The 23,192-nt window shown below is 46.4% G+C and carries 23 protein-coding genes and 1 other RNA gene; 13 read left to right on the top strand and 11 right to left on the bottom strand.

Annotated elements, in window-relative coordinates; translation table 11 throughout:
* Positions 1–232: 232 nt before the first annotated feature.
* Genes ACSF8W_RS19160 through ACSF8W_RS19145 form a run of 4 tightly spaced genes read right to left on the bottom strand, consistent with a single transcriptional unit; the run spans position 233 to position 3,182 of the window.
* A complete protein-coding gene (locus ACSF8W_RS19160; RefSeq protein WP_500848755.1) occupies positions 233–670 on the bottom strand; it encodes a type IV pilus modification PilV family protein in 438 nt (145 codons plus the stop codon).
* Complete coding sequence (locus ACSF8W_RS19155; protein WP_500848754.1) at positions 657–1,982, bottom strand: hypothetical protein; 1,326 nt, start codon at positions 1,980–1,982, stop codon at positions 657–659. The genes ACSF8W_RS19160 and ACSF8W_RS19155 overlap by 14 nt, the downstream gene beginning before the upstream one ends.
* On the bottom strand, positions 1,982–2,611 hold the full coding sequence (locus ACSF8W_RS19150) for a PilW family protein (protein WP_500848753.1): 630 nt from the start codon (positions 2,609–2,611) through the stop codon (positions 1,982–1,984). Before ACSF8W_RS19150 ends, ACSF8W_RS19155 begins: the two co-directional genes overlap by 1 nt.
* Positions 2,598–3,182 (bottom strand): pilus assembly FimT family protein, encoded by a 585-nt coding sequence (locus ACSF8W_RS19145; protein WP_500848752.1) that lies wholly within the window; start codon positions 3,180–3,182, stop codon positions 2,598–2,600. Before ACSF8W_RS19145 ends, ACSF8W_RS19150 begins: the two co-directional genes overlap by 14 nt.
* A gap of 133 nt (positions 3,183–3,315) precedes the next feature.
* On the opposite strand from ACSF8W_RS19145, the gene ACSF8W_RS19140 reads away from it, so the two are divergent.
* Entirely contained in the window at positions 3,316–3,696 is a 381-nt protein-coding gene (locus ACSF8W_RS19140) for a type IV pilin protein (RefSeq protein WP_500848751.1), read from the top strand.
* A gap of 126 nt (positions 3,697–3,822) precedes the next feature.
* Here ACSF8W_RS19140 and dnaJ read toward each other — a convergent pair whose 3' ends face one another.
* From dnaJ to grpE, 3 genes are all read right to left on the bottom strand, one after another.
* Positions 3,823–4,962 (bottom strand): molecular chaperone DnaJ, encoded by a 1,140-nt coding sequence (dnaJ, locus tag ACSF8W_RS19135; protein WP_500848750.1) that lies wholly within the window; start codon positions 4,960–4,962, stop codon positions 3,823–3,825.
* A gap of 90 nt (positions 4,963–5,052) precedes the next feature.
* Entirely contained in the window at positions 5,053–6,972 is a 1,920-nt protein-coding gene (dnaK, locus tag ACSF8W_RS19130; RefSeq protein ID WP_500848749.1) for a molecular chaperone DnaK, read from the bottom strand.
* A gap of 209 nt (positions 6,973–7,181) precedes the next feature.
* Positions 7,182–7,790, bottom strand: a complete 609-nt coding sequence (grpE, locus tag ACSF8W_RS19125) for a nucleotide exchange factor GrpE (protein ID WP_500848748.1) — start codon at positions 7,788–7,790, stop codon at positions 7,182–7,184.
* 193 nt (positions 7,791–7,983) lie between these two features.
* Here grpE and nadK point away from each other — a divergent pair, with 193 nt between their 5' ends.
* The 4 genes from nadK to ACSF8W_RS19105 all read left to right on the top strand — a co-directional run bounded on the left by nadK (position 7,984) and on the right by ACSF8W_RS19105 (position 12,688).
* Complete coding sequence (gene nadK, locus ACSF8W_RS19120; RefSeq protein ID WP_500848761.1) at positions 7,984–8,874, top strand: NAD(+) kinase; 891 nt, start codon at positions 7,984–7,986, stop codon at positions 8,872–8,874.
* Between the two features lie 193 nt (positions 8,875–9,067).
* Positions 9,068–10,735 carry a DNA repair protein RecN gene (recN, locus tag ACSF8W_RS19115; protein ID WP_500848747.1) on the top strand — a complete coding sequence of 556 codons (1,668 nt, stop codon included), beginning with the start codon at positions 9,068–9,070 and terminating at the stop codon, positions 10,733–10,735.
* A 141-nt stretch (positions 10,736–10,876) separates the two neighbouring features.
* A complete protein-coding gene (gene bamE, locus ACSF8W_RS19110; RefSeq protein WP_500848746.1) occupies positions 10,877–11,233 on the top strand; it encodes an outer membrane protein assembly factor BamE in 357 nt (118 codons plus the stop codon).
* A 132-nt stretch (positions 11,234–11,365) separates the two neighbouring features.
* On the top strand, positions 11,366–12,688 hold the full coding sequence (locus ACSF8W_RS19105) for an IS4 family transposase (RefSeq protein WP_500847173.1): 1,323 nt from the start codon (positions 11,366–11,368) through the stop codon (positions 12,686–12,688).
* 71 nt (positions 12,689–12,759) lie between these two features.
* Here the strand turns inward: ACSF8W_RS19105 and ACSF8W_RS19100 are convergent, their stop codons facing one another.
* Complete coding sequence (locus ACSF8W_RS19100; protein WP_500848745.1) at positions 12,760–13,074, bottom strand: RnfH family protein; 315 nt, start codon at positions 13,072–13,074, stop codon at positions 12,760–12,762.
* Entirely contained in the window at positions 13,061–13,498 is a 438-nt protein-coding gene (locus tag ACSF8W_RS19095; RefSeq protein ID WP_500848744.1) for an SRPBCC family protein, read from the bottom strand. The genes ACSF8W_RS19100 and ACSF8W_RS19095 overlap by 14 nt, the downstream gene beginning before the upstream one ends.
* Before the next feature lie 214 nt (positions 13,499–13,712).
* Here ACSF8W_RS19095 and smpB point away from each other — a divergent pair, with 214 nt between their 5' ends.
* From smpB to ACSF8W_RS19075, 4 genes are all read left to right on the top strand, one after another.
* The gene (smpB, locus tag ACSF8W_RS19090) at positions 13,713–14,192 is read left to right on the top strand and encodes an SsrA-binding protein SmpB (RefSeq protein WP_500848743.1); all 480 of its coding nucleotides are present in this window, start codon (positions 13,713–13,715) and stop codon (positions 14,190–14,192) included.
* A gap of 107 nt (positions 14,193–14,299) precedes the next feature.
* Positions 14,300–14,668: a transfer-messenger RNA gene (gene ssrA / locus ACSF8W_RS19085) on the top strand.
* Between the two features lie 267 nt (positions 14,669–14,935).
* A complete protein-coding gene (gene hipB / locus ACSF8W_RS19080) occupies positions 14,936–15,181 on the top strand; it encodes a type II toxin-antitoxin system antitoxin HipB (protein ID WP_107205028.1) in 246 nt (81 codons plus the stop codon).
* Complete coding sequence (locus tag ACSF8W_RS19075; protein WP_500848742.1) at positions 15,181–16,494, top strand: type II toxin-antitoxin system HipA family toxin; 1,314 nt, start codon at positions 15,181–15,183, stop codon at positions 16,492–16,494. Before hipB ends, ACSF8W_RS19075 begins: the two co-directional genes overlap by 1 nt.
* A 149-nt stretch (positions 16,495–16,643) precedes the next feature.
* On the opposite strand, the gene ACSF8W_RS19070 is transcribed toward ACSF8W_RS19075, so the two are convergent.
* On the bottom strand, positions 16,644–16,847 hold the full coding sequence (locus ACSF8W_RS19070) for a hypothetical protein (RefSeq protein ID WP_500848741.1): 204 nt from the start codon (positions 16,845–16,847) through the stop codon (positions 16,644–16,646).
* 234 nt (positions 16,848–17,081) lie between these two features.
* On the opposite strand from ACSF8W_RS19070, the gene ACSF8W_RS19065 reads away from it, so the two are divergent.
* Together ACSF8W_RS19065 and ACSF8W_RS19060 are read left to right on the top strand one after the other, a co-directional pair.
* Positions 17,082–17,315 carry a helix-turn-helix domain-containing protein gene (locus tag ACSF8W_RS19065; RefSeq protein WP_500848740.1) on the top strand — a complete coding sequence of 78 codons (234 nt, stop codon included), beginning with the start codon at positions 17,082–17,084 and terminating at the stop codon, positions 17,313–17,315.
* On the top strand, positions 17,308–19,263 hold the full coding sequence (locus ACSF8W_RS19060; protein ID WP_500848739.1) for a DUF2075 domain-containing protein: 1,956 nt from the start codon (positions 17,308–17,310) through the stop codon (positions 19,261–19,263). The genes ACSF8W_RS19065 and ACSF8W_RS19060 overlap by 8 nt, the downstream gene beginning before the upstream one ends.
* Positions 19,264–19,279: 16 nt before the next feature.
* On the opposite strand, the gene ACSF8W_RS19055 is transcribed toward ACSF8W_RS19060, so the two are convergent.
* The gene (locus tag ACSF8W_RS19055) at positions 19,280–20,992 is read right to left on the bottom strand and encodes a class I SAM-dependent methyltransferase (protein ID WP_500848738.1); all 1,713 of its coding nucleotides are present in this window, start codon (positions 20,990–20,992) and stop codon (positions 19,280–19,282) included.
* Positions 20,993–21,307: 315 nt separating this feature from the next.
* On the opposite strand from ACSF8W_RS19055, the gene ACSF8W_RS19050 reads away from it, so the two are divergent.
* Both ACSF8W_RS19050 and ACSF8W_RS19045 read left to right on the top strand, forming a co-directional pair.
* Positions 21,308–21,859: an NAD(P)H-dependent oxidoreductase gene (locus ACSF8W_RS19050; RefSeq protein WP_500848737.1), complete on the top strand. Its 552-nt coding sequence runs from the start codon at positions 21,308–21,310 to the stop codon at positions 21,857–21,859.
* Positions 21,856–23,061 (top strand): NupC/NupG family nucleoside CNT transporter, encoded by a 1,206-nt coding sequence (locus ACSF8W_RS19045; protein ID WP_428476294.1) that lies wholly within the window; start codon positions 21,856–21,858, stop codon positions 23,059–23,061. Before ACSF8W_RS19050 ends, ACSF8W_RS19045 begins: the two co-directional genes overlap by 4 nt.
* The last annotated feature ends 131 nt before the right edge of the window (positions 23,062–23,192 follow it).

Raw genomic sequence — 23,192 nt, 5'->3', positions numbered from 1 at the left:
CTTTTGTTGACTATCATTTCACGAGTGCCCACACAGATTGCATGGTCAAATTGTTAAAGAACAATACTGACTTACTGTTGCTGGCTTCGCGCCGCGCTCCGTGTCAGTGAGGTCGCATTATAGGGATGAAATGACATGTGACAAGAGATATTTCATCACAACAAACCAATCGACCAATAAACAACCAAAGATATCGGATTGTGAGTGCTAATTACCCACAACCACTATTCCTTTAATCAAACTCACTGTATTTGGATACTGCAGATTTTAACGAAACGGCTTGTAGCGCCCCATGGCGATCTTTCCAATCAACACTTACATCAATTGTTCTCAATGCTCCGGACAATGTAGGATCTGGCGCAGATACATTACATGTCATCGTAAAGCCTTGGCTGGCGGCTAAGCTTGTTAAACAGAATTTTGCATCATCCATACTCGCAAAAGGCATAACACCTACAGCGCCACTGATGTCATTAGCCCGAGTTTGATAATGCTCCATCTGTGTTTCTGCTATATAAAGCGCATCAATTGTTTTTAGGGCATTTTCTGATTTGATTTCCACGTAAGTTTGCAATTTAATCAAACCTAGTACACCAACCGATAACACTAGTAATGAGATAAGTGCTTCGATTAACCCAAAACCTCTTACTGTAGATTTACTTAAAGTCATGCCATGATCCTTCTACCCACTTAACAACCCCTTTTTCCGTCACCTCATCAATATTATCACTATTAAAAGCAAAATTGAGAGATTGGTCAAAGTACGCAGCTAACCCATTAGCATCCAATATCTGTCCACCAGAAAACGTAAACGAACCACGTTGAAAGTATGCGGTTTTTGCTTTTGATAAGGTTGGAAATAATGCATAGTTACCAAAATATGCTTTTGCTTCAAAGTTGTCCCATAGTTGCTCTGTTGGTATTAACGTTGTCGTCAGGTGGTATAATAAGCCAGGAAAGTCCATGGAACCTTGAATAGAGAAAATACCATCATGGACTAAAAGAAGAACCGGTTTATTCCCTGTGGAAGCAAATGCTTCTTCAATTCTGTCAATCCCACCTTTTATTTCTTTTCCTGCAGCATCAACTGGATATTTACCACTTGCTAGTTTTGTAGAACTGGTGATTTCACACGATCCAGCCACCCATATTCTTTTCTTTTTCAGCTCAATCTGAGTGGCAATTTTATCACCACACTCTTCAACCACATTAAACAACGTTCCAGCTGGCGCCTCTATACTCTTACTCGCAGCTATTTCAGAAAATTTCCATTCATTTTTTATTTCATTCCACTTATCGCGTGTTTTGCCGAAAGTATCATAAAATGGGTCCACATTAATATCTTTGACAAAATCATTTTTATAACCAGAATCTGATGCAGTTACTGTCATGTGTGAGCTTTTACAATCCACACCACCATCAGAAAAATCTAAAGATGGTGGGGTTCCATGTTTCACACCTTGATTTGTTGCACCGGCTCTTGACGAAAAAAAGTTCTTATACCGGATAGCAACACATTCCCAACCGCCATTGTTATCGCCGGGATCTGGTGTTGAAAATGCAGAGCTACCATTAATGTAGAGATCAGCCGTTGATTGTAATGCACCACTTGAACCTTGATTTAGACTAAACTTTTTATAGACTTCTTTATTCACCACATCGTTTTTATACAAAGAGCTTAAGTGGTAAATTTTATCTATCTTTGTCGCTGAAACTTTACTTAGTCCTAATGGCTTAGCACACGCACTATCAAAGTAATTACTGTCTACAATTAAACTTAAATTACTTTCCATTTGTACTTTTGAAAATCCACACTCAAGCCCGCCTTCAGATGCCCAATGAGCCTGTCTTGCTAACACTTCATTTTGCGTACGCTTAATCTGATAGAATACATTTTTGTAAGATGCCAGCGAAAATATTAATGACACAATTAATAGCATCACAGTCACTAATAGTGTCGCCATTCCTTTTTGAGTGTTCATTAGTTCCAGTTCCTCGCTTTTATCGTTGAAGACACCGACTTTGAATATTTACTATCTTTAAGTGAGGCTGTTATGCTTATATTTATCGACGTAGAGTTAGCATTTGCTGTTGCGATAGTAGTTGGTGTTACCGTAAAATTAGATAACGTAAAATATGCTGGATCAAGCAAATATGCAACCTTCCCGCTGCCACATGTCGCATCTGTTGGAATGGTGGAAACACCTTTGGATATTTTATCTTCACATATCTTCAACGTTTTTGGGGTATCAGACACCGTAAACTTAACCACTCGCCAGTCATTATTCTCATCTTCATACATATAGCTGATTGCATTATTCCCTTGAACATGAATGGTTGAAGCTGCTCCAGATAAAACTAAAGATCCTTTCTTGGTATCTGATGTATAACCTGCGCGATGCACATCTGTTTTAATTAAACGTAATGCATCATTGATATCTTGCGCTAGCATCAATTGTTTACTTCTCTCTGAAGAAAAATTTTGCCCACTAATAAAAACCGAACCAACAACAGCAAGTGTCATTAACCCTATACTGGATGCAACCAGCAACTCAATAAGTGAAACACCACGCTGTTGCACGATATTTACGTTCTTATTAGCACTTTTCATAATTGTAGTATTCTCCTTTTACACCACAAGTCCGAATACGCCCTGTTCGCTGATCCATTATGACATTCATTTCTTTTTTAGAATCTTGATAAAATGCGTAACTTCCTTTTTTATTCGTTGTTGCTCGGATAGGATCAATGGTATGAGAGACAAATGTCTTCGTTGCCTTCATCGTGACATGTTTAAACTTGTCACCTTCTACCATCGCTATCGCAGTCGCTTTAGCCGCTGATATATCTGCTGGCTTTGTGGCGACATCATTGACCACTAACACCCATGCACCATCGTTCTTATCACTGATTTCATGGCCATCATCTCGGACATAATGCACAGTTAATTTAGTATTGCGCATTACCGCCTCCGATTTAGCCTGCACCAACAACCACTCTAGTTCCGTTGCTAGCTGCTTCACTTTATTGCTTTCGATGACAGAATTAAATGATGGCGCGGCAGCTGTCATCAACACCGTCATAACGGCAACAGCGATAAGTAGCTCTAGAAGCGTAAATCCGCAAACCTTCTTATGGTTCTTGTAGATGTGATGTAATCGACATCGTATTTCGAGAGCCATTCCCCAATTCCCTATATAAACGTGATGATATTTCAATATCAACTTGCTTCATATAATACCACCACCGCAAAATGACAGAGTTGAAATTGAAAAAGATATCGAGTTAGCTCGAATAAATGTGAGGTTAAAATTCATGAAACATCAAAAAGGCGTGACGCTGATCGATGTCCTGATCACGGTGGCCATTCTCGGTGTCCTTACTGCTATTGCCTATCCCTCTTACCAGGCTCACGTATTGAAGAGCCACAGGAATAAAGCAATGGGGGATTTATCCATGATTCAATTGACCATTGAAGAGAATCGGACAAACGGCACGCCTTATCCGAGCACCATATCCTCTAGCCTTTGTGTTGCTTGTGACAATAGTGGTGAGCGTTATAATTACGGAATCGCATCCACAGCGACAGGTTATACACTCACGGCAACAAAGTCTGCCTTGCAGAAAGAGGATTCCTGTGGTGATCTCACTCTTAAAAGTACGGGTGAAACAGGCCCCGATGATTGTTGGAAATGATTATTTTTCACTTTTGAACCTCTCTTTTGTCACTCTTGATTCATGGTTCGCCTTACTTAGGACAAAACACTTCCCATAAAAAAAGCCAGCTTTCGCTGGCTTTTTTGTTTCTATCATTCTGTGGTATTAACCGGTCAGGTCATCGAAGAATTTCTTCACACCGTCGAAGAAACCTTCTGATTTTGGCTTGTGCTTTTTCGCTGCGGTTCCGCCAAGTGTTTCTTCCAGCTCTTGCAGCAATTCTTTCTGGCGTGAGCTTAAGTTAACTGGTGTTTCCACCACCAACTTACAGATCAGATCACCCATTGCACCGCCGCGCACGGATTTCACCCCTTTGCCACGCATACGGAACATACGGCCCGTTTGCGTTTCAGATGGGACTTTCAAGCTCACTCGGCCATCAAGGGTCGGCACTTCGACTTCGCCGCCAAGTGCTGCCATGGTGAAGCTCACTGGTACTTCGCAGTACAAGTTGTTGCCATCACGCTCGAAAATGTGGTGTTGGGCCACATGAACCTGTACGTACAAATCGCCAGCGGGTGCACCAAACTCGCCCGCTTCGCCTTCACCGGAAAGACGGATGCGATCGCCTGTGTCCACCCCTGCTGGGATCTTAACAGACAACGTTTTGGTTTCTTCTTTACGGCCTTGACCGTGACAGGTACCGCATGGCTCTTTGATGAGCTTACCGCGGCCATGACAGTGTGGACAGGTTTGCTGTACCGCGAAGAAACCTTGACGCATTTGTACCTGGCCTTGGCCATGACAAGTGCCACACGTCGTTGCTGACGTGCCTTTCTTCGCACCGCTACCGTCACACGTATCACAATGAACAAGCGTAGGGACTCGGATCTCTTTCGAGCAACCGCGTACCGCTTCTTCCAATGTCAGTTCCATGTTGTAGCGTAAGTCCGCACCGCGCTGGGCACGTTGCTGGCCACCACGACGGCCACCGCCACCGAAGATGTCGCCAAACACATCACCGAAAATATCACCGAAATCAGCACCGCCGCCAAAACCGCCGCCACCCATACCACCTTGTTCAAAAGCGGCATGACCATATTGATCGTAAGCCGCTCTCTTTTGTGGATCGGTGAGGATTTCGTATGCTTGCTTAACTTCTCTGAACTTCTCAGCCGCCTGATCATCACCCTGATTGCGATCGGGGTGGAATTTCATCGCAAGGCGTTTGTAAGCCTTTTTGATATCTCGCTCTGAGGCATCACGGCTTACGCCCAGAACTTCATAAAAATCTCGTTTAGACATACTTATCTTTTCACCTGCCTTTAAATACAGCTACGGGCGTCAGAGTAGCCTCAAACGCCCGTGCTCAAACAAAATTACCCGAGGGTTATCTTATTTTTTGTCTTCTTTAACTTCTTCAAACTCAGCGTCAACAACGTTGTCGTCTTGCTTTGCTTGCTGCTCACCGGCACCCGCTTGCGCTTGTTGCGCTTGCGCCTGCTGCTGAGCAATTTCCATTAGCTTTTGAGACGCTGCGATTACCGCTTGTACTTTCGCGTCGATCGCTTCTTTATCTTCTGCTTTACGTGCTGCTTCTAGCTCAGCAACGGCCGCTTCGATTTTTTCTTTCTCATCTGCTGGAAGAGCTTCACCCGCTTCCTCGATTTGCTTACGCGTACCGTGGATTAGCTGGTCAGCTTGGTTACGTGCAGAAACAAGCTCTTCGAACTTTTTGTCCGCTTCTTTGTTCGCTTCTGCTTCTTGTACCATTTTCTCGATGTCTTCGTCGCTCAGACCGCCAGATGCCTGGATAGTGATCTTCTGCTCTTTACCCGTCGACTTGTCTTTTGCAGACACGTGTAGGATACCGTCAGCATCAAGGTCGAAGGTTACTTCGATTTGTGGCATGCCACGAGGTGCAGCCTGAATACCTTCTAGGTTGAACTGGCCTAGCGACTTGTTGTAGCCCGCTTGCTTACGCTCACCTTGTAGAACGTGGATAGTTACCGCGTTCTGGTTGTCTTCAGCTGTAGAGAATACCTGATTCGCTTTTGTTGGAATCGTGGTGTTCTTCTCGATAAGCTTGGTCATCACACCGCCCATGGTTTCGATACCAAGAGACAGTGGAGTTACGTCAAGTAGCAGTACGTCTTTCACGTCACCTGCAAGTACGCCGCCCTGAACCGCTGCACCAACGGCAACTGCTTCATCTGGGTTCACGTCTTTACGTGGTTCTTTACCGAAGAATTCAGTCACTTTCGCCTGAACCATTGGCATACGTGTCTGACCACCAACAAGGATAACGTCAGTGATGTCGCCTACAGACAGGTCAGCATCCGCTAGTGCAACTTTTAGTGGCTCTAGAGAACGTTGTACTAGATCTTCAACAAGAGATTCTAGTTTCGCACGTGTCACTTTGATGTTCATGTGCTTAGGACCAGTTGCATCAGCGGTGATGTAAGGAAGGTTTACATCTGTTTGCTGTGCAGAAGACAGTTCGATCTTCGCTTTTTCTGCTGCTTCTTTTAGACGCTGCATCGCTAGCGGATCGTTCTTCAGGTTGATGCCCTGATCTTTCTTAAATTCGTCAACCAAGTAGTTGATCATGCGGTTATCGAAGTCTTCACCACCAAGGTGTGTGTCACCGTTAGTTGCTAGTACTTCAAACGTTTTCTCGCCTTCTACTTCATCGATTTCGATGATAGAGATATCGAATGTACCACCACCAAGGTCGTATACTGCGATAGTGCGGTCGCCGCCTTTCTTATCAAGACCGTAAGCCAATGCTGCTGCTGTTGGTTCGTTGATAATACGCTTAACTTCTAGACCCGCGATACGGCCAGCATCTTTCGTTGCTTGACGCTGAGCATCGTTAAAGTACGCAGGTACCGTGATAACAGCGCCAGTTACTTCCTCACCAAGGAAGTCTTCTGCTGTTTTCTTCATTTTCTTAAGTACTTCTGCAGATACCTGAGGAGCAGCCATTTTCTGGCCTTTTGCTTCTACCCATGCATCGCCGTTGTCAGCTTTAACGATTTTGAACGGCATGATTTCTAGGTCACGCTGTACTTCTTCGTCTTCAAAGCGACGGCCGATCAAACGCTTGATCGCAAACAGTGTATTTTCTGGGTTTGTAACCGCCTGACGCTTTGCAGGCTGACCAACAAGTGTTTCACCGTCTTGGGTGTATGCGATCACAGATGCCGTGGTGCGCTCACCTTCAGCATTTTCAATTACACGTGGTTTGTCACCATCAAGTACTGCTACACAAGAGTTAGTTGTACCCAAGTCAATACCAATGATTCTACCCATCAGGCTTTCTCCGAAATTCGTTAGCTACTTGCCAACCCGTTACCATAACGCAGCTGACAATGCGGAATGACCCGCTGAAATTAATTTACGATGTCGTATGACTACTAAATAAGGGCAGCCAAATTGTTTTCAAGGGCGACATCGAAAAAAAATCAAAAAAAATAAAAAGCCCGCCTCTATTCGCGGGCTTTAGCCTCATGCCAACCCGCTTACGCTTGGCCAGAAACCGCTTTAGACACCATCACCATCGCAGGACGGATCACACGGCCGTTTAGCTCGTAGCCTTTCTGCATCACAAACATTACAGTGTTTGGTTCGTGATCAGCACTTTCCTGCATCGCCATCGCTTGATGGAACTCAGGGTTGAACACTTCACCCACTGGGTGAATTTGTGTCAGGCCAAACTTCGATACCGTGTCTGTCATGGTTTTCAGCGTAAGCTCAACACCTTCCAGCATTGGCTTGATCGCGTCGTCCGCTTTGTCTGCCATCTCGATCGCACGCTCAAGGTTGTCGATCACAGGCAGTAGTTCTTCCGCAAACTTGTTCAGGGCAAATTTACGTGCTTTATCGACTTCTTGCTCTGAACGGCGGCGAACATTCTCACCTTCCGCTTTTGCACGAAGTGCCATGTCTTTCGCTTCATTGGCTTTTGCTTCAGACGTCAATAGCGCCGCTTCTAGCTCTGCAATGCGCGCTTCGTACATTTCTTCCACTGTCATTTCAACAACATCTTGCTCAGCAGATTCAGTCTCAACCGCTTCAACGTTTTCTTGTTGTAGCTGTTCGTCCTGTACTTTTTTCTCTTCGTTGCTCATGCTTCGCTTCTCCGCCAAGATCTGGTATTCATTATAAAGATAAGGTTTTCTGCACCATTCATCAGAAATCATCAGAAAAAGCCCTCATGCGCTTATTATGGGGATGAAGTTCAACGATTCAAGCCGTGATTGATCACAAAGCGCGACAATGCGCTTCCCCTGACGCTATACTGGCTTTTCCTTCATTTTTCGGATCATGGAAATGACGCGCGTTTTTCATACTATTGCGATTATTGGCAAGCCCCGCAGCGCAGAGGCCCTAGAGACACATCACCGTCTTTACGCGTGGCTGACTGGCAAAGGCTACGAGGTATTGGTGGACCACCGCCTTGCTCACGATCTCGATATTCCTGCTTCGGCGTTTTGCGATCTCCTTACCATTGGCGACCGCGCTAATCTGGCTATTGTGGTTGGCGGTGATGGCAACATGCTGGGCGCAGCACGCGTGCTTTCTCGCTTTGATATTGCCGTGATCGGCGTCAACCGTGGGAACCTCGGATTCTTAACCGATCTCGACCCGGATGACTTTGAAACCGAACTCGACCTCGTCTTGCATGGTGATTTCGTGGTCGAAAAACGCTTCTTATTAGAAGCCGAAGTGCACCGTCACGGCTTGATCAAAAGCCGCAATGCGGCGCTGAACGAAGCCGTTCTGCACCCCGACAAAATCGCCCATATGATTGAGTTTGAGGTGTACATTGATGATCGTTTCGCCTTTTCTCAACGCTCCGATGGCCTCATTATTGCCACCCCAACAGGCTCTACCGCGTATTCCCTGTCGGGCGGCGGGCCGATTTTATCGTCGGAGTTGAATGCCATCTCACTGGTGCCGATGTTTCCGCATACCCTGTCATGCCGCCCCTTGGTCGTCGACGGTAACAGCCATATCAAACTCATGGTATCACCAACCAACGGCAGCACATTAGAAGTGAGTTGTGACGGTCAGGTTTCTCTGCCTGTCAGCCCTGGGGATGAAATTCACATCTACCAAAGTGCCGACACCCTGAACCTGATCCACCCGAAAAACTACAGCTATTATGAAGTGCTACGGGGAAAACTGGGCTGGTCGAGCCGCTTGTTTTAAGCGTACCCTGCTTGTTTAAAGCACACCTCGCTGTCTTTAAAACCAACCTTCGGGTTGGTTTTTTTGTGCCTTATTTCATGAATTTAACCTAGATCAATATTTCATAAGGATTTTTCACTGCCAGATCTTTACTGTGTATCGATACAGTATATACTGTATGAAAAAACAGGTGTTGATTTAAACAGGTGAACACATGCTGGCACACATGACGATCTCCAACTTTGCCATTGTTAAAACTCTTGAATTTGAACTGAAACCGGGCATGACCACCATCACTGGTGAAACCGGTGCAGGTAAATCCATTGCTATCGATGCACTCGGCCTCTGTCTGGGTGATCGCGCGGAAGCCTGCATGGTGCGTCCGAATGAAGACAAAGCAGAAATCTCTGCCGCGTTCTCATTACAGAACAACCAAGCCGCCCGCCGCTGGCTGGAAGACAATGAACTGATTGACGGCGATGAATGCATTCTACGTCGCGTGATCACCAAAGAAGGTCGCTCACGCGGTTTCATCAATGGCAGTCCTGTGCCGGCTTCCCAGCAAAAAGCACTGGGCTCCCTGCTGATCAACATCCACGGCCAGCACGCACACCAACAACTGATGCGTCCGGATCACCAACAGCAAATGCTCGACCAATATGCCGGGCACCATCAGCTATTGGAAAAAACCCGTGATACTTATCAACACTGGCGTCAGGCCAACAACGAGTTAAAGCGCCTGACACAGAGCTTGGAAGAAAACGAAGCGCAGAAACAGCTGATCCAATACCAAGTGAAAGAGCTGGATGAACTCGCGCTGGGCGAAGACGAATACGCCGAGATCGAAGAAGAGCACAAGCGTCTGTCGAACAGTGGTGAGCTGGCCGTTTCAAGCCAAACCGCCCTGTCGATGCTGTACGACAGCGATGAAGGCAACGCCATGCAACTGCTGCAAATGGCCTGTCAACAGGTGTGTAACTTGGGTGAATACGACAGCAGCCTGAGTGCCATCCCACAGATGCTGGATGAAGCCATTATCCAAGTACAAGAAGCCAGCCAAGAGCTGCGCAGTTATTTGGATAATCTGGACATGGATCCACACCGCTTGATCTATTTAGAAGAGCGTTTGTCGAAGATCCTCTCGCTATCACGTAAGCATTACGTGATGCCAGAAGAGTTATTTACCAAGCACCACGAACTGCTCAAAGAGCTCGACAACCTCGACTGCAGCGACGAACGCTTGGCTGAAATCGCCGATAACGTAGAGCTACTACGTCAGAAATTCTTGGCGAGTGCCGAAAAACTCAGCAAGAGCCGCCAGCGTTATGCCAAAGAGCTGGATCAGAAAATCTCCGACAGCATGCACCAACTGAGCATGGAAAACGGCATTTTTAAGATCGACGTACAATGCGATACCGACGGCATGCTTAGCCCACTGGGCTGCGATACCATTACCTTCTTAGTATCCACCAACCCGGGGCAACCGCTGCAACCGTTGGGCAAAGTCGCCTCGGGCGGTGAGCTGTCACGTATCTCGTTGGCAATCCAAGTGATCACCGCGCAGAAAGTGGAAACCCCAAGCCTGATCTTCGATGAAGTCGATGTGGGGATCAGTGGGCCAACCGCGGCGATTGTCGGCAAAATGCTGCGTACGTTAGGCGGGTCTACCCAAGTCATGTGTGTGACCCACTTGCCGCAGGTCGCAGGCTGTGGTCACCAACAAATGTTTGTAGCGAAGAAATCGAGCGACGGACAAACCGAAACCAACATGTTCCCGCTCAGCCAAGAAGCCCGCGTGAACGAGCTGGCACGCCTACTGGGCGGCAGTGAGATCACAGAGCGCACCTTAGCCAACGCAAAAGAACTGCTGTTTGCGGCATAAATAGAATAAACTGAAGACGTGATGCAACTAATTGGTTGTACGACAGTCTCAATTACAGTTTTTTTCTTTACTGCTTTTTTACTTCTGCCGAGGGGTTGTTTATCATCGGCAGCAAGATGAAAGCGAATTTGCCGGGATGCTATGAGTTGGAAAAACCTTGCTGCCTTAACATTGGCGGTCAGCCTGCTAGGTGGCTGTTCAGTCGTTGAACGACTGGTGTACCGAATTGATATTAATCAAGGGAACTACCTGGAACAATCGGATGTGGATACCTTACGGTATGGCATGAACAAAGAGCAGGTCCAGTTCGTATTGGGCTCGCCAATGATTTCTGAGCCGGAATACCCAAACACCTGGTATTACGTGTACTACCACAAGCCAGGTCACGACAAGCCCGAGCAGAAGAATTTGATCCTGACCTTCAATGAGCAGCACCGCTTGGTCAAACTCGAAGGCGATTACACGGCCAGCCCACAGTTCATGGATGCCCTGAACTGATCATTGCTGATCACCCCATACAAAAAAGCTCGCCAAGTGCGTAATGCTGATCAGTTAACGAAAAAATAATCAGTTGAACGATCCTTACAGCATGTCAAAATCCGAGTGTATTCACTGCACTCGGATTTTTTTATGTTCCTCAGACAAGCACTTCATGAAGTCCACTCATTTTCAGCAACAGAACTATCAGGGTTATCAGATCTCCTGTCTCCAGACATCATTGAACAGTGCTTAAACGATACCGGCGTTGCCACAATTCGAAAACGACGCCTACCAATGGAGCTAATGGTGTGGAGTGTCGTTGGGATGTCGTTGTATCGGCATCTTTCTATGGAAAAAGTTGTTTCTCAACTCGATATTCTCTTGCCGGGTAAGAAGCCATTTGTCGCACCGAGTGCTGTCATTCAGGCTCGAAAACGGCTGGGTCATGAACCGGTTGAAGCCGTATTTAACAAGACACAACAACTTTGGCATGAGAAAACACCGCATCCAGACTGGCACGGCTTAACATTACATGCTGTAGATGGCGTAGTGTGGCGAACACCGGACACGGCTGGTAATGACGCGCATTTTGGTCGAACAGGTAACAAGACGACCATTTCGGATTACCCCCAAGTTCGTATGGTTTGCCATATGGAACTCACGAGTCACCTTCTCAATAGTGCTGCTTTTGACTCCGTATCAGTGAGTGAAGTTGACCTGACTGCTCAACTTGTTGACCAATCTCCATCCCACAGCCTTACCGTATTTGACCGAGGTTTTTATGCATTAGGATTACTTCACCGTTGGCAAAGTAGTGGTGAAGAAAAGCATTGGTTAATCCCGTTACGCAAAGGTGCACAATACACAACGATAGGCAAGCTAGGTAAAGGCCAGGAACTTGTGGAGTTGAGACTTTCCCCTCAAGCGAGAAAGAAATGGGCGGATGCACCTGAGACACTGCAAGCTCGTTTAATAACAAAAAAAATTAAAGGAAAAGAGGTAAAACTGTTGACCTCAATGACTGATCCGATGCGGTATCCGGGGGCTGATATCGCTGAGCTATACAGTCACCGTTGGGAAATAGAGTTGGGTTATCGGGAAATGAAGCAATATATGCTGCAAAACAACCTAACACTGAGAAGCAAGACTCCAGAGTTAGTGACCCAAGAGCTATGGGGAATGTTATTAGCTTACAACCTATTACGGTTCATGATGTGCCAAATGGCCTACTCACTGAAATCAGTAATGCCGTACCAAATAGGTTTTAAACAAGCATCAATCTTCTTACTCAGCCAACTTCAACTCCTGCCCGCAGTAGCACCGGGTCGTATACCAGAAGTGATGAATTACATACTGGATATGGCGGAAAGCTTTGTTTTGCCCGATAGAAAAGAGCGGAGTTATCCGAGAGCAGTAAAGAAAAGGCCGAGTCGCTATGCGACTCGGCCTCTGAAGAAACGTAAGTTATCTTAACTTACATGCATTACGCCAAGTGCGAGCTTTTTTCTGTCTGTGATCTGTCAGGCCTCATCGGCCTTCGCCGCTCATGCTTTTTGTTCAGCTTCTTTTTTGGCTTGCTCAGCGCGTTTGCGGCGGATCTCTTTCGGATCAGCCAGCAGCGGGCGATAAATCTCGATACGATCGCCATTATGTACCGTCGCATCCAGCTTCACATTGCGGCTATACACGCCCACCTTGTTGACCTTCAAATCCACCTCAGGATAAAGCGCCAACACACCCGACTGCTCAATGATCTGCCGTACTTGCATATCTGGCATCACCGCCAGCTTGATCACCTTTTGCGCCGTAGGCAGTGCATACACCACCTCCACATGGATCAACTTATCATCCGAAGTCATAAATCTCTCTTGCCCGCACCGTGAACGCCTTCACCATATTGTTCGTCAAATCACGGAAGACTTTACCGAACGCCGCTTCAACCAACGCACTCTTGAACTCAAAATCCAGCTTAAGCTCTATCTTGCATGCATCCGCATCCAGCTCAATGAAATGCCAGCCACCCACCAAACGCTGGAACGGGCCATCCACCAACTGCATGTCAATCTTACAGCCTTCAATCAAAGCATTGCGAGTCACAAAGGTTTTCTTGATCCCTGCTTTAGAAACATCCACCGACGCCATCATATGCATCGCAGAGCTTTCAATAATTTTGCTGCCTGAACATCCCGGTAAAAAGGCCGGATACGACTCAACATCATTCACAAGTTCAAACATTTGCTTGGCACTGAAAGGGACCAGTGCAGAGCGACAAATCTGAGGCATAGCTTCTCCTTTACCGTAGAACACGTCGCTTCTCGCCCCCAGATGGACATTCCACCGCAAAGCCTAGGAGAAGGACTGACGCAATGATACCATTACTGGGCTAACAGCCAAAATAAGCGTGTGACTGGAATTCAATCTCATTGATTTTACAGCAAACACATATCGACCAGCCGGCAGGATTTTCGGTTGGGACCGCGACAAGAAAAGAGGCATTATGGCCAAGAAACCCAATAAACAATCAAGCAATACCATTGCGAAGAATAAAACAGCGCGCTTTGAATTTGCCATTCACGATGAATATGAGGCCGGCCTGCAACTGCAAGGCTGGGAAGTAAAAGCCATCCGCGACGGCAAAGTGAACATGACCGAAAGTTATGTCTTCCTGCGCAACGGTGAAGCCTTCATTTCTGGTTTAACCATCACCCCATTAAACGCAGCGTGTTCCCACGTGGTGGCCGATCCCACCCGTACCCGTAAACTGCTGCTGAACCGCCGTGAAATCGACAAGTTACTCGGTGCGGTGAACCGTGACGGTGAAACCATTGTTGCCCTGAGTATGTATTGGAAGGCATCTTTTGTTAAACTGAAGATAGGTACTGCTCGTGGTAAAAAGCTTCACGACAAGCGCGCCGACACTAAATCGCGCGATTGGCAGCGTGATAAAGCGCGTATCATGAAGAGCAGCAACCGCTAATATACCGTGAGATGTTAGCTAAGTGGTTGTTTATCACCCACTCAAACCGAAGATATGGGGCTGGCTATTGACCCGGCCCTATTTTCTGCTAACATCGATCGAACTCTGGGGCTGATTCAGGATTCGACAGGATCACGAAGGCTTGTGGAGCATGCCGAGGTGCGGTTTGCCTCGTAAAAAAGCCGCAAAAAATAGTCGCAAACGACGAAAACTACGCACTAGCAGCTTAATACTCTGCTGAGAGCGCTCCTGCCCTAGCTTCCGCTTGTAAGACGGGGAATAACAGGGGTTCAAACCCAAACAAGATAGCGAGGGAATCTTTGACCAAAGAGATGAACCGCGAAATAGAATTTTGGTATGTATTTGCATAGCGTGTCAGTTCGCAGTGTCGATACGAGAATAAAGACTGACTAAGCATGTAGCGCCATCTGTTAGACTGATTTTGGACGCGGGTTCAAATCCCGCCAGCTCCACCAAATTCGTATACGAAGACATCCTAGGATGTCCAGAAAGCCCCCTAAATCTCTGGTTTAGGGGGCTTTCTTGTATTTATATTCTTTACTCGTGTTACCTTCCCTCTTTTGAGAGATAGCTCTAGTTCATGTCCAATAGTATCCGTAAAGGGCTAACGAATATTGCATATCCCCTACAAGGGATATAAGGTTAAATATCCCTTACAGGGGATACGAGTTTGAATATACCCTATAAGGGATAGCTTATTTCATACTATGGATGCGCCTACTATGATTTACAGTCCACGCCAACTCGCTAATCATCTAAAACTAATCCGAACAAAACATCAGCTGACCCAAGCAGAGCTTGCCCAACGTGTGGGCCTAAAGCAGGCTACCCTCTCCAATTTTGAAAATAATCCAGACACCACCCAACTCAAAACCTTATTCAAGATAATTCAAGCATTGGGTGTCAAAATAGAAATTCACGACCAAATCCCCCCAATGCAACAACAAGATAATGAAGAGGTGTGGTAATGGACACGTTAAACGCTTACATGAATGGTGAACGGGTCGGTGAGTTCATCAAATTAACGAATGGCGCCCACGAATTTCAATATGATACCCATTGGATTGAAAGCCCTAAAGGTAGACCCTTATCGCTCTCTTTGCCTCTCCAGTATCAAAAACACACCTCAAGTCATGTTATTAACTACTTTGATAACCTACTACCGGATCTGACTGAAATCCGCGATCGCATTGTAGCCAGATATCAAGCCAACTCTCGGCAAACTTTCGATTTATTAAAACAAGTCGGCAAAGACAGCGTCGGGGCCATTGCTTTATATAGCACGAATGAAAAACCAAACATCAAACGACTTGACTACGATGTACTCAATAAAGACCGCTTAGAAAAAGTGCTGAGCGCGTACCAAAGCAAGCTCCCGCTTGGCATGCTCAATGATGAAGAAGACTTTCGTATCTCTATTGCTGGCGTACAAGAAAAAACGGCGTTGCTAAAAATGGGCGATCAGTGGTGTGTGCCTAAAGGTGCAACCCCTACAACACATATTATCAAGCTGCCTATTGGTGAAATAAAGCAGCCCAATGCAACCCTTGATATGACCGACAGTGTCGAAAATGAATATCTCTGCCTTTTGCTCGCAAAGGCTCTTGGATTCAATGTGCCCCATGCAGAAATCATAAAATGCAACCACATCAAAGCCCTCGCCGTTGAGCGCTTCGACCGTCGATGGTCAACTGACGGTTCTTGGCTATTACGCCTCCCTCAAGAAGATATGTGCCAAGCATTCGGTAAGCCTTCTGCCATCAAGTATGAAACCGATGGTGGTGTCGGCATTAAAGACATTATGAAATTACTGCTAGGATCAAGTAACGCATTGGCCGATCGAGAAACGTTTATGCGCTTCCAAGTCTTTCAATGGATTATTGGTGCAACAGATGGGCATGCCAAAAATTTCTCTATTTTTCTTGGCGTAGGCGGCTGTTATCAACTTACCCCATTTTATGACATTCTTTCTGCTTACCCCCTCTTAGGAGGAAAAGGCTTACATCTTCGTTCTCTAAAATTGGCAATGGGACTCAAAGCGAGCAAAGGGAAAAAGTATCAGTTAGACGGTATTTTTGCCCGACATTTTATTGCTACAGCGAAAGACGTGGGCTTCAGTCTCCACCAAATGAATACAATCATTGATGAATTCGTTGTTCAACTTCCAGGCGCCATAGAAAGTGTCAATCGCATACTACCAGAAGACTTTCCAGAACATATCTCTCAGGCTATTTTTGAAAATTCATTAAAAATGGCCCATAGACTGACGCTGGGGCGCTGATCATTCAAATAGAACATGGATCACTCACTCAATGATTGGAAAGCAAACGCTGTTTACACGGAACATACCATCATCATATAAAAGAATCATAAAAGAAAGGCTGCACAAAGCAGCCTCTCAGTCTCGATAACACGTGGTTTACCCAATGCTTATTTTTGCTCACTCTTCTTCATGTGAAAGTGAAAGCGTTCATGAAAGTAAGCTTGGATATGCTCTTCCATTTCCAAGACTTTTGCATCAATACGGTCACATAAGTATTGATCACTGTTCATCGAATTCACTTTATCTGTCGCCAATTGTTCAATCAGGCTTTTTTGTTCATCAGTGAGCGTTGCTAATGACTTGTTATTCATAGGATGTTCTTTTTCTTAGAAGGCTGGAATTCTTGTTTAACGTTAGCATAGGCAAAGTGACTTTGTCTTACCTGAAAAGTGGCATCTGTGTTTGATCAAATTGATGTCAAGATGATATGCATGAACACTAGATTGATAAAGCATACACAACGGACAGATGTGACTTATAGTCCGTGGACTTAAAGTCTACACAGGTCAAATATATCGTTCATAAATATAAATGGATTTGTTGTAATGAACGAACATATTCTCAAGCCCTTCGGTAACCATATCAAATCACTCAGGCTAGAGCGTGACTTAAGCCAAGAAGAACTTGCTGCACGATGTAGCCTTGATCGTACTTATATCAGTGGCATTGAGCGTGGACGGCGAAATGTCAGTCTCGTTAATATTTTTCGTCTAGCAACAGCACTTAATACACCTCCTTCTCAGCTCCTTAATTTTGAAGTTGGTGATAAAAATGAGTAATCGCGCTTTTTATTCATCAGATATTAAAACCTTTATTTCTACAGCCAAAGAAGAAATCATAGGTAATTTATCCAAAGCACATACACAACAGCTCGAACATCAACAGACATCAGCTTGGTTAACTCAAGTAAATATCTTACAAAAAGAGCTTTCAAAACTAAAATGTAAAACCGGCTACATTTTCTTTGAATTTTTAATTCCACGGATGGGCCGACGCGCTGATGTGATAATCATACTTGGTGGTCTTGTCTTTGTGATTGAATTTAAAGTTGGGGCAAGCTCATATCACGCAGAAGATATGAGGCAGTGTTTGGGTTACGCTTTAGACCTAAAAAACTTCCACAGAGGCAGTCACCCAAAGACTATCATTCCACTCTTGTTATCTACGAAAGCTCCAAGTTCAGATGTTGATCTGGCAATATCCCATGACTTAGTCGTTAACCCAATCTGCTCAAATGGTGAAGACTTAGCAGCGCTATTAGAACGCATTGCTAATCAATACATTAACACACCTTTTGATGCATTAGAATGGGCTCACAGTGGCTACCTTCCTACCCCAACAATTATTGAAGCAGCACAGGCACTATATGCCGATCACGCTGTTGAAGATATTGCTAAAAGTGAAGCCGACACCTTAAATCTTGGCGTTACAAGCAACCAACTTATCGATATTATTCATAATGCAAAAATTGAAAAGAAAAAAGTCATTTGCTTTGTTACAGGTGTACCAGGAGCAGGTAAAACACTCGTTGGCTTAAATATCGCAAATACTCATTCAAACCCTAAAGATGATGAGTATTCAGTATTTCTTAGTGGTAATGGCCCTCTCGTAACCGTTCTTCAAGAGGCATTGGCTGTTGATAAATCAAAAAGAACAAATATTTCGAAAGCCGCTGCTCGACGAGAGACATCACAGTTCATCCAGAATATTCATCGATTCAGGGATGAAGCTTTAGATGGCTCTATTCCTCCAGAAAAAGTAGCCATCTTCGATGAAGCCCAACGAGCTTGGAATGCAGAACAGACATCTAAGTTCATGCAAACGAAAAGAAGCCAACCCGGTTTCAATAAGTCAGAGCCTGAGTTTCTTATCGAAGTGATGGATCGCCATCAAGATTGGGCTGTCATTGTCGCTCTTATCGGTGGCGGGCAAGAAATCAATACAGGAGAAGCGGGACTTGAAGGGTGGCTGTCTTCTTTAAACGCCCACTTTCCTCATTGGCAAGTCTACTGCTCAGACCAACTACTAAGCGGCGAGTATATTTCCGGGGATTTAACCGAGGAGAATTTAAGTCAACTACATAAAATTGATAGCTTACATCTAGCCACTTCGATGCGATCATTTCGTGCTGAGGCACTTTCTAGCTTTATTCATTTTGTTATCGCAGGAAAGAAGGATGATGCTTTCTCTCTATCGGTTAGTTTAAAAGAGAAATACCCTCTTTTAATCACACGAGATCTTAAAAAAGCAAAGCTCTGGCTAAAATCACAATCTCGAGGCACTGAAAGTGCGGGGTTACTTGCTTCGTCGAATGGAATACGTCTAAAAGCAGAAGGCATTTACGTAAAAAACAAATTCGATCCTGTGAATTGGTTTCTTGGTTCACATGACGATATTCGATCATGCCACTTTTTAGAAGATACCGCGACCGAGTTTGATGTACAGGGGTTAGAGCTAGACTGGTGCTTAGTCGGTTGGGATGCAGATTATCGTTACAATGGCTCTCATTTTGAGCATTGGCGATTCAAAGGCTCTAAATGGCAAAAGAGGCACAAAGAAGAAGACTGCCGCTACCTTGAAAATGCCTATCGAGTGCTACTAACACGGGCAAGGCAGGGAATGATATTGTATATTCCCAAAGGGAGTGACGACGATCAAACACGCTTGCCCGCTTACTATAATGAAACCTACAAATTCCTACTTGAATGTGGTTTCACTGAGGTTTAAGCCTCAAACAATCAACCTACCACTCGCCCACCAGTAGCCGGCTCTTCACGCCACGCACTTGTAGGCCCATGGCTTCGAAGACGTATTCGAAGTCTTGGCATTGCGGGGGGATATTGGGCAGTGACAATACCGCTTCGGAAAAGAAGCGGTGTTGTAACGCCTCTTCTGCCCCCCATGCGACCTGCCACCAATCAAGAATGCGGCTTTTTGAGGCTTGCAAGCGATAAGCGGTGGGGACCTTATTGCTCTTTTTGAGGTTTTCACTGGCTGTCGTAGGCAATAAATTCCACTTATCATTATTCGGCCAATAAGCAAATGGCAGGCAGTGATCAATATGAAAGGTGTCGTTAAGTTTGCTACCACTCCATACGCTGTGCAGGGCAATATCTTGCTTTTTTAGCTCGGCGACACGCTTTCGCACATCACGAGTGTCGTGGTCTTTATCAATCCACACTAAACAATCATGGTAGGTTTGTAGGCCGATATTTCGAGCGCGGTTTAGCTCAAAACGCTGCATTTCTAAAATCCACTGGTTGACGACCAAGGGTTCTATCCATGCGTTGTACAACCGGAAACATTCCCACAAGCTTTCATCTAGTACGAAACTGCCGAAACTAGCCAGAAAGTCACTGTCGATAACCAAAGATTCAAGCGTCTTACGTCGGTGAGTCGGCGCCACAATATCAAACAAGCGATTGGCTTTATCACCTTGGTAAATAAAAGTCACCGGCCCACTTTTGATGGTGGCCAAGGTATGAGAAAGCGTCTTTTGCAAGGCTTTCGCTTCCGCGCCAAGGAACAAGGCTCCCACGGTAAGATCATCCGCCGCTAAATGTTGGAGTTGGTTCCAGCCGTCTTCTTTGACAAACCCCAGCCCTTTGGTGGTATTTGAGTTCTGCTGAATACCACCACAGCCTTCGATGTCCACATCCAATAAACGCTTGAACTGGCGCATCCAATACAATGCAACCAAGCCTGCCGGGATCGCTATTTTGCCATCACTGCGATCGATCACCGCACCAGCATGGGCATCAGCAACGCGCAATAACGTACGCAGCAGAGCCAGCTTATACGTAGCCGATTTACTATCATTGACAATAATGTGGCGCACCCGATTCAAGTCACCAGAGCCGTCATCGGGCAGACTCATTACAACGGTTTGCCAATGTACCTCATCGCGCTTTAATGAATCATCACTATCACTAATCTGACGTACTAATAAGGCGCTGTTTTTAGCAAACTGTTCGAGTTCTTCAACCGAGACGCCAAAGTGCTGGCGCGAGTCGTTAAATTCACCATGGCGTAAAGTGATCACCAAGCGTCCATTGGGCGCTAACAAGTTAGATAACTTACGAAAGGCGCGTTCACGGTGACTCGGCGCAAGATGCATCCATACTGCACTCACTAAAATACAGTCAAACCGCATCCCGAGATTTTCAGTTTTCGTTAAAGCAGGCAACGCATCGTTAAGCCAAGTGACCATTGAATCGGTATACGCTTGACCTGCTTGGCGCAATCCATCACAAGGTTCTAAGGCAATAACGTCACAACCTTGTGCTGCCATCCACTTCGCATCACGACCACTGCCTGCGCCCACATCTAAAACGCGATCGCCACTGTGTGGCCAAAAGGGTTGCCAGCTTGCATGAACATGCTCAAACATGAGCGAGTTATATTGCTGACAAAGGCTGAGGGTGTTTTGCTCGTAAAATGAAAGTGTTGCAGACATGATGATAGGTCAATTATTAAACTGTTGGCATCATAGTGCAGGGAGAATCCGTTAGCAAATAATATGAAAGATGTCTCATCTTTATTCATCAACGCTCTGATGACTGAACCACAGGACAAATGTCCTCACACCTCCCCGACTAGGCTCTTTATAATCGCGGCCATAAAGGCAGCGCATAACAATAACAATCGCCTGCCCGGTGGTAAAAAACCATCTCGCAACACCCCGTACAACCAGGTTGAATAACCGGCGATAGACCCTTTTGACAAGCCTGAACGGCACGCTCAGGCCCTTGCTCTCTTTTTAGGATTCTGTATGAACGTACTTGTTATCAATGGACACCCTGACTTGTCTCAATCGGTGTCGAACGCCACGATTCTGGCGGACTTGACCGCACAAACGGATTGGACCATTCACTCGGTGGCGGGCTTTGCCGGCGATATTCGCGCCGAGCAACAACGTCTGCTAGACGCGGATGTGATTGTGGTGCAGTTCCCGCTGTACTGGAGCACGTATCCGGCTGTGCTGAAAAAGTGGATCGATGACGTGTTCACCTACGGCTTTGCCTTTGGGCCAGAAGGCAGTCAACTAAAAGACAAGCCGTTCTTGTTCTCAGTAACCGCGGGGGCAACGGCTGAGTCTTACAGCACCACGGGGTTTAACTTCCTGCCGTTTGAGCATTACCAAGTGGCGTATGAACACCCGTTCCGCGCGGCTGAAGTGACGATTTTAGATACCCTGATCACCTTTGAAATGAACGCGACGCCTGAAGAAGGCGGCGACAAAGACAACACGCTGGCACTGGCGCACACCCATGCCACACGCATTATCGACGCGGTTAACGCGCACCAGGAGTCACGTGCATGATGCAATCATTGCTAGGGATAGCAGTCCTACTTTCCATCGGCTTTTTAGCCTCTGAAAACCGTCGCCAAATTAGCTGGCGGGCGGTGGTCGGTGCCTTCGGCATCATCCTGACAGTCGCGTTTTTCGTACTCGCTACTGAAGCCGGCGGCGGCGTGCTGCTGGCGGTCTCTAATACTGTGGGCAAGGTGTTTGGCTACGGCGCAGAAGGGATCCGCTTTGCCTTTGGCAATCTGGTGAACTTCAGCGTTGATGGCATCGGCTTTGTCTGGGCACTGCAAGTGCTGCCACAAATTATCTTTACCGCGTCACTGACCTCGTTACTTTACTACTTGGGCATCATGCAGTGGTTCGTGTTGATCATCGGCGGCGGCCTGCAAAAAGTGCTGGGCACCTCGCGTGCAGAATCAATGAATGCGGCCGGTAACATTGTGCTGGGCCAAACGGAAGCACCACTATTAGTGAAGCCGTACCACCACGTACTGACCCGCGCGCAGATCTTCGCCATCATGGTGGGGGGACTGTCGTCTATCGCGGGGTCGATTTTGGCAGGCTTAGCGGGCATGGGCGTGGATCTGAACTTCCTGATCATGGCGTGTTTCATGTCGGCACCCGCGGGCCTGATGTTCGCGAAAATGATCATTCCAGAAAGCGAATCCACTATTGATGAAGTGCCTGAGCTGCCAGACGATGAGAAGCCCACCAGCTTCATTGATGCGGTCGCCAAAGGCGCGATTACCGGCGTGGGCATTGCCGCGATTGTCGGTGCGGTGATCATCTCGTGTATCGGCCTGATGGCGATGCTGAACGGCGGCCTTGGCGCGATTGGCGAATTGCTGGGCGTACCGAACCTGTCGGTGGATGTCATTCTCGGTACCCTGTTTGCGCCCGTGGCATGGCTGATCGGTATTCCGTGGGATGAAGCCATGACCGCAGGGGCCTTCTTGGGCCAGAAGATCGCGATGAATGAATTCGTGGCCTTCGCCAGCATGAACAGCGTAGAGATGACCGATCGCTCAACCGCGATCATGACTATCGCCTTGTGTGGCTTTGCCAACATCGGCTCGGTCGCCATGGTGTGTGGTGCGCTGAGCAAGATGATCCCGGCACGCGCAGGATTGATCGGCCAGTTGGGCATGAAGGTACTGCTGGCGGCAACGCTGGCCAACCTGATGAACGCGGCGATTGTCGGCCTATTCGTCTAACAACGTTTTAGCAATACCGCCGTGGGTTGGCGCTTGTCAGCCCACGGCTTTTTTATCGTTCTTTTTTCGTCACCTTTTTGTGTGACGTTCTGTGTAACACCCATTTTTAGTAACTGTAACAAGCCGTCACT

Source organism: Photobacterium sp. 270122K (genome assembly GCF_059941365.1).
This window is presented reverse-complemented; position numbering and strand designations above follow the sequence as displayed.